Source organism: Reinekea marina (genome assembly GCF_030409715.1).
In the GTDB taxonomy this organism is placed as follows: Bacteria; Pseudomonadota; Gammaproteobacteria; order Pseudomonadales; family Natronospirillaceae; genus Reinekea; species Reinekea marina.
This window is the reverse complement of sequence record NZ_JAUFQI010000001.1, coordinates 3501019-3511271: the sequence shown is the minus strand read 5'-3', so window position 1 is coordinate 3511271 and position 10253 is coordinate 3501019. Positions and strand designations below refer to the sequence as shown.

The window sequence follows — 10253 nt, the reverse complement described above, 5'->3', positions numbered from 1 at the left end:
GTGGCGCTGTTGATCATGATTATTGCGTTTACTTGGGTGATTCTCAGTCGCGTTCCTTTAGAGTTGCATATTTCCCGTGATCGCAATGCATTACACCAAATGACCAGTGACGGGTTAATAGAAAATAACTACATGTTAAAAGTCATCAACATGACAAATGAACCACAAACGTTTCAACTTTTTGTCGAGGGAATGGAAGGTTTAGAATTACGCAGCGATACCACCTTTACTGTTCGCGCGAGCGAATCAGAAGATATATCCGCTACGTTAGTATTACCACCAGCCTTAAACAAGCTGCCGACGAATGAAATTTATTTCAGTATTCAAAGTATTGATGATGAATCTTTAAAGACCCGAGAAGAGAGCCGATTCTTTGGACCGGCCAATTTTTAATTTTGGAGTAAGCACTTGATAAACGACACTACCCCTTGGTACAAACAATTTTGGCCTTGGTTCATTTTATCGCCGTTACTAATTGTCATCTGCGCGGGATTTTGGATGCTTTACATGGCCATAACGACCAACGATGGTGTCATCGTTGATAATTTTTATAAAGATGGCCTTGGCATTGAAGTCCGAACGGAACAAGATATGGTGGCCAGAAACCTTGGGTTAAATGCCAATCTAAAATGGACAGGGCGAACCTTAAGTGTTGAACTGAAAGGTTTAACCACCGGCTATCCTGATCAGCTTTCACTGTTAATCGTTTTTCCAACTAAAAGCTCACGCGATATTCAAGTCTTGTTAAATCACCAAGGTGCAGGTGTGTATAAAGGCGCATTAACGGAAGAAGTAACTGGCACTCGTCAATTACAATTAGAGCCTGTTTCTGGTTCCGTAAAAAACAGCTGGCGCCTACACGCAAAAGCTCAACTGCCCCTCTTTCCAGTTATGTGGCACTTACCCCGAAAGCCAATGACCTCTTCTCACTGTTTTCACTGCGGGTTGCCTAACCCTAAGCAACCCCATCTACTGACAATAGAAGGCGATCAACTCGCCTTTTGTTGTATTGGCTGCCAAGGCGCGGCGAAAACCATTATCGAATCAGGTTTGGGAGATTACTATAAGTTTCATCAGCCCGACCAAAGCCCAGTCTTCATTGAATTATCGGACCGGCAACAGCAAGCCTTCCAAATTTTAGAGCGAAATGACGTTCAGGCTCAATTTGTACATCAGATATCACCTAACGAACACCACGCTATTTTACTGATTGAAGGCATTAGCTGCTCGGCTTGTGCTTGGTTGATTGACAAACGTCTAACTCAACTAAACGGCGTAACTAAAGCGCACGTTAATTCAGCCACACATCGGCTGTTGCTGGAGTGGGACCCTAACCAAATCGGGTTGTCCGAAATTGCTAAAACTCTCTTCTTTATTGGCTATCAAATCACGCCTTTCTTACCGAGTGAAGAAGATACTGTTATTAAACGCACGCAACGCCAATACATCTTAAGGTTAGGTATTGCCGGGATAGGCATGATGCAGGCCATGATGAATGCTGTTGCGCTTTATTCAGGGCAAATCACCCAACAACATGAACAGTGGCTGTGGTGGGCGAGTTTATTTTTGACGGTGCCTGTGATGCTGATATCGGCAAGGCCATTCTTCACATCCGCTTGGCAAGCGTTACGAGCAAAACAAATGTCCATGGATGTGAGCGTTTCTCTGGCCATTTTAAGTGCTTTTTTTGCGAGTTTATACGCAACAGTTATAGGGCATGGAGAGGTTTATTACGAATCGGTCAATATGTTTACCTTCTTCTTGGTGTTGAGTCGATTCTTAGAGTTTAGGGCTCGTACGCAATCGAATCGTAATCACCACAATCAAGTCACACTCCCGACTCTGTGTAAAAAAATACTGAGCGAAGGCGAGCTTCAAACTTGTTCGGTAACCGATTTAAACGTTAATGATTTGATTGAACTCCAAGCCGGTGAAGCCTGCCCTGTTGATGGTCAATTAGTGAGCGGCACTTCTGAGTTTGATGAATCTACTTTTACCGGTGAGTTTACTGGTGTCCGAAAAAGCGTTGGGGATTCAGTACTGGCAGGTTCCGTCAACTTGGCACAGCCCATTACCTTAAAAGTAACGGCTCTAGGTGCCAACAGCAGTTACAACCTAATTCAAAGGCTCATTGAGCAAGCAAGCCAAAGCAAACCTCGATTAGCGTTAATGGCTGATCGCGGCGCACAGCAATTTGTGTGGTCGACGTTAATCATTACCTTATTCATTGGATTGTTCTGGCTTTATTATGACCCTGACCGTGCATTCTGGGTTGTGATCAGTGTTTTGGTTGTAACCTGCCCATGTGCATTGAGCCTTGCTACCCCCACGGCGTTATCACAGTCATTAAATCAGCTAAAAAACATTGGTTTCTTGCTTACCAAAGGCTACACCATCGAGCGCTTAGCCTCTATTAGGACCATTGCATTTGATAAAACAGGCACCTTAACTGAAGGACATTTTGTAGTTGATCACTTAGAACGCTACCCTAAATTAGATTCGTTGGACTGGACGAATGATGAGGTGCTCGCCCTTTGTCATTTACTCGAAAAGCAAAGCGATCACCCCATCACAAAAGCGTTTCCAAAACAAGCTAGCAGCAGCCCGATAGGCATAAACAACATAATTTACAATGCGGGTCTTGGCGTTTCTGCTGTCGCCTCTATTGGTGAAATTAAATTAGGAAACGCACAGTTTACCCATCAGTCTGAGCAGCCAAACAGCGATACCATTTTATTCTTAACGTTGAATTCAGAACGGCTAGCGGCTATTCGGCTGAAAGATAGGGCTCGTGCCTCATGCTCAGCGTTATTTTCGGAACTTACAAAATTAAATATTCAGACCAACATAATTTCCGGCGATCCAAACCCAAAAGCGGCGAATGCCTTTCAAGAATTGGGGTTTAAGGGTCACTACTTTTTCGGAGCGAAACCCGATGACAAGCTCACTATTTAAAAAAAGCCGATAAAGACAGCGCTTTCGTTGGTGATGGGATCAATGATGGACCCGTCTTGGCCGGAGCACACCTTTCGATTGCCGTAAATAACGCAACAGACTTAAGCAAAACACAAGCCGATGCGATCTTACTCAATGATAACCTTTTGACGATTACGCAGGCCATCATCATTGCGAAGAAAACGCATCGCATTATTAAACAGAATTTAGCTTGGGCATTAGTCTATAATGTGGTGGCGCTGCCAGTGGCCGCTATGGGATTAATCACTCCGTGGCAAGCCGCCATTGGAATGTCGCTAAGCTCACTCATTGTCGTCGGCAATGCTGTTCGACTAAGGAAGTAAATTGGATATCCTGCTGATTCTAATCCCTGTTACGCTCTTTTTATTAACCATTGGCGGCGTTTTATTTTGGTGGACTGTTAAAACCGGTCAGTACGATGATTTAGACAGCCCAGCTCAACGGATTTTATTCGACGACGATCATCATATGGTTCCTACCAAAACTAAATCTTCTAAAAAGCAATGATCAGCACCCTTCTTTCAGCCTTTATCATTGGGTTAGTTTCGGCGGGTCATTGTTTTGGCATGTGCGGGGGCCTGGTTGTAGCTGCTGGTTTTAACAGCCAAGCACCTTCTTACATTTGGTATTATAATTTAGGCCGAATCTTAACCTATGCACTGCTCGGTGGCTTCTTTGGCCTAACCTTCGCGGCCTTACCTGCCGCGACCATACCTTGGCTTAAACTTATGTCCATCACGTTACTGGTGCTGACGGCATTGTATTTCATGGGCATAACATCGGCCGTCACTCAATTAGAGCGATTAGGGCTTCCTATCTGGAAAAAGTTACAACCGCTGACCAAGCAATTTTTACCGGTATCGTCCTCGGCTTCCGCCTTACGACTCGGGTTTCTTTGGGGATTTATTCCCTGTGGGTTAGTGTATACCGCACTGGCCTTTGCCATAAGCCTAGGTAGCTTAACTCAGTCCATTATAGCCATGCTTGCCTTTGGCCTGGGTACTTTACCAGCGATGGTATTCTCTGGGTTAGCGGCGAATCGAATTCGGCCCATTCTAAATAGGCACTCGGTAAGAGTCGCGCTTGGTAGTGTGTTGTTGTTCACTGCGTTATTATTAGCCTCAACGCTTATTCAACACTAGGGTTTATCCATGCATTATATTTTCGGGTACGGCTCACTTATTTGCCAAGACAGCCGCAGTCGCACCGGAACAAGCTCAAAAGCTTACGCCATCGAAGTCAAAGGCATTAGCCGTAATTGGTCTGTTCATACGCCTGATTGGCCAGCCACGGCGGTCAGTGTGACGCAAAAACAATCCAGCCACTGTACTGGGGTTTATTTTGAAGTCGATGAAGCCAATTTAAAGCAGTTTGACCGCAGAGAACAAGGTTATAACCGTGTCCAAATACCTTGGGAGTCGGTTGCGCCAAGCTGTACACAGCCTTTACCTGAATCTGGTAACTTATGGGTATATGTTGGCAAAAACAACAATGTCACGCCTTTGCCCGAACGCCCTATCATGCAAAGCTACCTTGATGTGATCTTAAATGGCTGTTTAGACTTTAGCGAGCATTTTGCCGCTCGGTTCTTGCAGCTTACTGGGCATTGGCAGCATCTCATTGACGACCGCAGCAACCCGCAGTATGTGCGACCACTAAACTCAACCCACCGCCTTGAGTTGATAGACAAGCTAATTGCTGAGAATCAGCCAGAGTTGTGGACTGAACGTAAGCCACTTGAACCTAAATAAAACTGAGGCTAACGCTGTTTTGGGCATTTACTGAAAGCTTCTCTCGTGTTACAACACGCGGCCAATTTATACCTAGACTGACATACCATGAAAGATACACTGATCGGCAAAGATAAACTCGAATACAACAAGCTGCATAAGAGACTTCGTCGTGATGTCGGTAAGGCCATTGCCGATTATAAAATGATCGAAGATGGCGATAAAATCATGGTTTGTTTATCGGGCGGTAAAGACTCATTTACCATGTTAGATATTCTGCTAAATTTGCAAAAAAGTGCGCCTGTGTCCTTTGAGCTGGTCGCCGTGAATTTAGACCAAAAGCAACCTGACTTTCCTGAAGACATTTTACCAAATTACTTACAAAAGCTAGGCGTGCCGTACCATATCTTAGAACGGGATACCTATTCGATTGTTCAAGAAACGGTCCCTGAAGGTAAAACCACCTGTGGGATATGCTCTAGGCTAAGAAGAAGTACCCTATACGCTTTTGCAGATGAAATTGGTGCCACAAAAGTGGCTTTAGGGCATCATCGTGACGATATTGTCGAAACACTGTTCCTTAATATGTTTTATGGTGGCAAATTAAAAGCGATGCCGCCGAAATTGCTCAGCGACAGTGGCACTAACGTGCTCATCCGACCGATGGCTTATTGTAAAGAAGCCGACATCGCTCGCTTCGCTCAATATCAGCAATACCCTATCATTCCTTGTAACCTGTGTGGTTCTCAAGAAAACTTGCAGCGCCAGAACATTAAAGCCATGTGTCAGGAATGGGAGAAGAGCTTCCCTGGCCGCGTAGACAGCATATTCCGCAGCATGGCGAATGTGTCACTTTCACAGTTGGCAGACCGAGAAGCATTTGATTTCGAATCGCTACAGATTTCCGGCATTCGTGCTGTTAATATTGACGAAAATAGCCAATACGCACCTATGGCATCTACTACAGTGAATACTTGGGTACCAGAAGCTCTAAACACGAATACTGCAGACTAAACGCTTTAAGTTTTGGGTTCAATTGACTATTATCCAGTTACTTATAGAGTTGGAGCCTGTTCATGTCTTTGTCAACGGCCTGCAAAAATTGCAGCTTACATCCCCTGTGTTTACCACTGGCTTTAAACGTTGAAGACATGGATACGCTTGATGGCATCATAAACCGTGGTCGCCCTATTAAAAAAGGCGAACACTTGTATTATCAGGGCGATGAATTTAAAGCCATATACGCCGTTAGAACCGGAACCCTTAAAACCTATTCGCTAACTAATGATGGCGAAGAGCAGATTACCGGGTTTCATCTGGCCAGTGAGTTGGTGGGTTTAGAGAGCTACGATTCTACGACATACCCTTCGTCTGCCAAGGCACTAGAAACCACCAATGTCTGTGAAATTCCAATCGAAAAGCTCGATGACTTGGCCGGTAAAATGCCAGAGCTTCGTCGCCAGTTAATGCGCCTGATGGGCAAAGAACTCAGAGATGAGCAAAAGATGATGCTGCTGTTAAGCAAGAAAAGCGCAGAAGAGCGTATCGCCTCCTTTTTGATTAATTTAGCCGCTAGATTTAAACGACGCGGCTTTTCTGGAACGTCCTTCCGCCTGACGATGTCCCGCGCTGACATTGCGAATTATTTAGGATTAGCGGTAGAAACCGTCAGCCGTGTGTTTACTCGTTTACAAAAGCAAGGTTTATTAGACAATTCTGGCAGCGCGAAAGATATCATCATCACAAACTTCGATGAATTAACTAAAATGGCATCGTTGGCTGAATGTGAACGATTGGAGCTGGGTACCGCTTAGAACACTGCTTAGTTATCACTCATTAGATCGGTTAATCGATGCATTGACTGATCTATATCAACACACTTAACTCACCTTTTAATACACTGGTTTCAACACATGTAAACCATTTAGAGGTGAGTTATGTATTTAGACATAATTGTATTATCTGGCATTGGTGTCGTTGGCTTAATGGTCGCTTTTTTAGTAGGTTTTTTCTATATATTGCGCAAAGAAGGCCATCGTAACGACCCCGAATGCTAGCCTAATCGCTCTTTTTTATAAGCTTGAATCAACCAACCCGCTATCGTCATTCCCGGTGAATGCTTTGGCAAATTGTTTAATTCAAAGAATTGAGCATCGGCAATTTCTCCCGGTGCAGGGGTAATGTCACCGCCATCGTATTCGGCCATGAACCCTAACATTAACTGATTAGGGAAGGGCCAAGTTTGACTGTTCATGTAGCGAATATTTTTTAACTGAACGCCAACTTCTTCAAACACTTCTCTTGCAACGGCTTGTTCGGCTGATTCGCCCGTTTCGATAAAGCCCGCCAACGTGCTGTACCAACCACTCTTTTTGTGTCGCTCACCTTGCGCCAACAACACCTTATCTCCATGAGTAACTAATACAATGATGCAAGGCGAAATTCTGGGATAAAATCGCAAGCGACAAGGCTGACAGGTTAAAGCAAATTCAGTGGCAATTTGTTGAGTCGGCTGCCCACATTGCCCACAATACTGATGCTGGCTTTGCCAATCCAGCAACCCTTTAGCTCTTGATGCGAGAGAGAATAGCGTTTCACTTTTAGAAGCAACATCCCTAAGCCCCAACAGCTCAGTATTACCTGGACTGGTGACGTTGGCGCAATAATAAGGCTTTCCATCTAACAACCCTACAAACAGTTCAGAACTCGTTTTAAAGGGGTGGTTGTGAGCTGGCCAAACGACATTATTCTGATCAGCCAACAATTGCCCTTCGAACCAAAGTAACATTCGCCCTTGCTCGTCAATAGGACCTTTTCGAAACGGCAACTCGATCGTATGTTGACCAAACTCGTATAACATTCAATACCCTTTGCTTAAACAATTTTTTCGGCGCGAACCACTTCTTCTTCATGGTGAAACTCAAAACCAAATCGATTCGCTAAACCCAACATGGCCGTGTTTTCTGGAAGTATATCCGCCACTATTTTACTGGCTTTTATTTGTTGAGCATAACTGACCGTTTTTTGCATAAGCCGGCTGGCTAGCCCTGTTCCTTGAGCGAGAGGCGCGACCATAATGGCAAACTCTAACTCATTGTTATTAATATCAAACCAAAGCCGTTGCTCCCCAAGCATGGTATCGTGATCGACTGCGATAAACACCATTTCACGTCGATAATCTATTTGGCTCATCGTCGCCAACTCTAAATGCTCAAAATTCATTCGGCTATAAAAAAAACGCAACCTGAGCGATTCAGCATCAAATGCGGCCATAAAGTTCTTAAGCATCGGCTCGTCTTCGCCTTTAATTGGACGAATAACTACCGTGCGCGCATCTTTCAATTTCACCGTTTCTTCATACTCGACGGGATACGGATTCAAAGCGGGTCTTATTTTTTCACCCTGATCGACAGCCACTCCTAACACTAAGGGCGCTTGATCATTTTGCAATAACAAGTTTACTTCTACACCCTTTAAACGGGGCAAATCAATAACCATTTGCGATAACGTAATGAGCGCTTTAATCAGCTTTGTTACATCCCCTTCAACATCTTCACTGCGCTCTAACAATACTTGGTAGCTTTGCGATTTTAAAATGAGATGTTTGGCTAAAGTAGAATTGAGAGGCGCTAGAGACACTTGACGATCGGCCAGCATGTTGGCATGCGAGCCACCCCCTCCGAAAAACACTAAAGGCCCATAGGTTTCGTCTCTGGTGATGCCTATACTATATTGTAGAGCGTCTACTTTTCTTCTCATGGGCTGAATGGAATAACCCAAGACTTTCGAGTGCGGCAATCGTTTTTGTTTTTCTTGTGCTAACTCTTTTTGCGCAGTCATCAGCGCTTCTCGATTCGGAATATCTGTTTTTGCGCCTCGCCATCGTGCGGCTGGAACGTGTTGGTATGCAAACGGATAACTGTAGGTTTCATGTATTATTCTCAGCGCTGCTGGAAAATAACGCTGATGGGCCTGATTAACCAAATGCTTAAAATCAACATCGAATAAGCTATCGACCAAGTTGAATCCATATAAGCGCAGCAACTGCCGCGACTCTGGCCAAGTGAGGTAATCTCTATTCGCTTTTCTAGCTTTATACAAAAGCGCTTTCGCTTGCTTTACATTCGCCACAAAACCGAGATCATCTGATGAAGGGGTTTCTCTTAATTGTTCTTGGGCCGATTGATATTTTGCCAGCGTAAGATAAGCGTCAACGGCGTCTGTGGGCGTATCAAAGCTCAATAAGCCAGCGCCATCAAATGACTGTCGAGCATCTCGTGTCGAAAGTCCTCCTAAAAAACAGGTGAGAATTAAACGACGACTGCGTTTAAGATACGGCAATAAGGTTTGAGAAAAATCGACACTGCGGGTCGCGCGATTCGGACTGTGAATAACTAGAATGACCCCTACTTCTTTGATTTGCTCGAGCTGTTTTAAGGCCTCTAGATAATCATTACCCTGTGCTTGCGTTGGCAACACTATTGGATTGCCGGACACTTCCTTTTGATACCAAGCCATTTTAGAAAGCGTGGTATTGAGCTTAAACTGCGCAAGTTCACCCCCTTGGCTTTCCAAAAACTGTCGTGCCATCAATGCCGTGCCTAGACCATTACTGACTATCGTGAGGTTTCGGCGGTATATTGGTTTGGCTCGACTTAAAAACTCTAATCCAGAAAATAGTTCGTTGAGGGTATCTACTTTTAGAACACCCGCTCTAGAAAAGTATTCATCATCTACTTTAGTAATATCGATAATGCCAGCCGGTGCATCGTTGTTGGGTCGTGTACGTATTGCCAACACTTTTTTGGAGCGTGATGCTGCGCGTAAAGCAATGAGTAAACGATTTGAATCTCTTATTTGCTCTAAATGGACCAAAATTGCCTTAACCCGCCTGTCTGAGGCTAAGTAGTCCACAAAATCAGAAATGCGCAAATCTGCGCTAGCTCCGACCGTTAAAAAATGCGAGAAACCTATGCCTCGTGCACCGGCCCAATCTAATAATGCAGAGCCCAGGGCAGCTGAGTGCCCAACATAAGCTGCATGCCCTGGCAGAGCGTCTATGTGGGTGTAGCTAGCATTCAAATGATGATCAGGAACTAAGATACCTAGGCAGTTTGGTCCTAACACGCGGATGCCAAGTTCTTTTGCCAAATGTCTAATTTTTCGGTTTTGTGTGTCCGATTGGCTAAGTTGCCGAGCCATTCCGCCTGTGAGAATCATTGCCGAGCGAAGCTTTTTCCTGCCCATTTGCCGCAATACACTGGTGATGGCGTCTCCAGGTACACATATGATGACTAGATCGACTGAGGTTTGTAACTCTCTTAAATAACGAACGCATGGAATACCATGTACCTGTTTATAGCCTTTTAAATTGACCCCTGTTATTGGAAAATCATATCCAGAATCTTGCAGATTCTTAATAACGATACCGCCCAAGCTATCTTCTCGCTCAGACGCGCCGATGACCGCAATGGATTTCGGATAAAAAAAGGATGTTAAATTAGGCATATTCAACCAAAGTCGTGATGCAGATGCCCTACTCTAGAC

General features: G+C 44.5%; 11 protein-coding genes. 9 read left to right on the top strand and 2 right to left on the bottom strand.

All coding sequences use genetic code 11. From position 1 onward, the window contains the following. From QWZ13_RS19495 to ccoM, 9 genes are all read left to right on the top strand, one after another. On the top strand, positions 1-393 hold a 393-nt coding region (locus QWZ13_RS19495; RefSeq protein WP_290283211.1), incomplete at its 5' end, for a FixG Ig-like domain-containing protein. Positions 394-408: 15 nt separating this feature from the next. Further along, on the top strand, positions 409-2955 hold the full coding sequence (locus QWZ13_RS19490; protein WP_290283210.1) for a FixH family protein: 2547 nt from the start codon (positions 409-411) through the stop codon (positions 2953-2955). A 38-nt stretch (positions 2956-2993) separates the two neighbouring features. Continuing rightward, positions 2994-3299, top strand: coding sequence for a hypothetical protein (locus QWZ13_RS19485; RefSeq protein ID WP_290283437.1), 306 nt, complete (start codon positions 2994-2996; stop codon positions 3297-3299). A 1-nt stretch (position 3300) separates the two neighbouring features. Beyond that, positions 3301-3483 carry a cbb3-type cytochrome oxidase assembly protein CcoS gene (gene ccoS / locus QWZ13_RS19480; protein WP_215999425.1) on the top strand — a complete coding sequence of 61 codons (183 nt, stop codon included), beginning with the start codon at positions 3301-3303 and terminating at the stop codon, positions 3481-3483. After that, positions 3480-4118: a sulfite exporter TauE/SafE family protein gene (locus QWZ13_RS19475; RefSeq protein WP_290282553.1), complete on the top strand. Its 639-nt coding sequence runs from the start codon at positions 3480-3482 to the stop codon at positions 4116-4118. Before ccoS ends, QWZ13_RS19475 begins: the two co-directional genes overlap by 4 nt. A gap of 9 nt (positions 4119-4127) precedes the next feature. After that, positions 4128-4727, top strand: coding sequence for a gamma-glutamylcyclotransferase family protein (locus tag QWZ13_RS19470; RefSeq protein WP_215999423.1), 600 nt, complete (start codon positions 4128-4130; stop codon positions 4725-4727). 87 nt (positions 4728-4814) lie between these two features. After that, a complete protein-coding gene (ttcA, locus tag QWZ13_RS19465) occupies positions 4815-5720 on the top strand; it encodes a tRNA 2-thiocytidine(32) synthetase TtcA (protein WP_290282554.1) in 906 nt (301 codons plus the stop codon). A 104-nt stretch (positions 5721-5824) separates the two neighbouring features. Next, positions 5825-6520, top strand: coding sequence for a fumarate/nitrate reduction transcriptional regulator Fnr (gene fnr, locus QWZ13_RS19460; RefSeq protein ID WP_290283436.1), 696 nt, complete (start codon positions 5825-5827; stop codon positions 6518-6520). Between the two features lie 123 nt (positions 6521-6643). Beyond that, the gene (ccoM, locus tag QWZ13_RS19455) at positions 6644-6763 is read left to right on the top strand and encodes a cytochrome c oxidase subunit CcoM (RefSeq protein ID WP_289846305.1); all 120 of its coding nucleotides are present in this window, start codon (positions 6644-6646) and stop codon (positions 6761-6763) included. On the opposite strand, the gene nudC is transcribed toward ccoM, so the two are convergent. Then, positions 6760-7566: an NAD(+) diphosphatase gene (gene nudC / locus QWZ13_RS19450; protein WP_290282555.1), complete on the bottom strand. Its 807-nt coding sequence runs from the start codon at positions 7564-7566 to the stop codon at positions 6760-6762. The two genes, ccoM and nudC, sit on opposite strands and share 4 nt — an antisense overlap. A gap of 14 nt (positions 7567-7580) precedes the next feature. Continuing rightward, complete coding sequence (locus QWZ13_RS19445) at positions 7581-10214, bottom strand: bifunctional acetate--CoA ligase family protein/GNAT family N-acetyltransferase (RefSeq protein ID WP_290282556.1); 2634 nt, start codon at positions 10212-10214, stop codon at positions 7581-7583. Positions 10215-10253: the final 39 nt, after the last annotated feature.

Coding starts and splice junctions, on each gene's coding strand:
- ttcA (WP_290282554.1), top strand. CDS start 4,815: ATGAAAGATACACTGATCGGCAAAGATAAACTCGAATACAACAAGCTG.
- QWZ13_RS19470 (WP_215999423.1), top strand. CDS start 4,128: ATGCATTATATTTTCGGGTACGGCTCACTTATTTGCCAAGACAGCCGC.
- QWZ13_RS19475 (WP_290282553.1), top strand. CDS start 3,480: ATGATCAGCACCCTTCTTTCAGCCTTTATCATTGGGTTAGTTTCGGCG.
- QWZ13_RS19445 (WP_290282556.1), bottom strand. CDS start 10,214: ATGCCTAATTTAACATCCTTTTTTTATCCGAAATCCATTGCGGTCATC.
- nudC (WP_290282555.1), bottom strand. CDS start 7,566: ATGTTATACGAGTTTGGTCAACATACGATCGAGTTGCCGTTTCGAAAA.
- ccoM (WP_289846305.1), top strand. CDS start 6,644: ATGTATTTAGACATAATTGTATTATCTGGCATTGGTGTCGTTGGCTTA.